A 298-nucleotide genomic window follows, 5' to 3' on the forward strand; every position below is an offset into this window, starting at 1 on the left:
CCAGCCAAACCCAGTTTGCCAGCAGTCACGCGGGTCATACCTTCGAGGTTGATCAATTGATCTTCCATGCCTTCCAGACCTTCTTCCGAAGCAATCGCTTCAGTCAACAGGGCATCACGCGCACGGTTACGCAATTCAGTCACAGTGTCTTCATCGAACGCTTCGATTTCCAGCATTTCGCTGATTGGCACATAAGCGATTTCTTCGAGACTGGAGAAACCTTCATCCACCAGGATTTCTGCCACTTCCTGATCCACATCCAGTTTTTCCATAAACAGGGCACGGATACCTGCAGTTT

The 298-nt window shown here is 49.7% G+C and carries 1 pseudogene; it reads right to left on the reverse strand.

What is annotated here, in order from left to right:
- Nucleotides 1-298: pseudogene (gene nusA, locus KDM89_RS21580) on the reverse strand (transcription termination factor NusA); the annotation flags it as partial.

Source organism: Cognatundibacterium luofuense (assembly GCF_018139685.1).
In the GTDB taxonomy this organism is placed as follows: Bacteria; Pseudomonadota; Gammaproteobacteria; order Burkholderiales; family Burkholderiaceae_D; genus Undibacterium; species Undibacterium luofuense.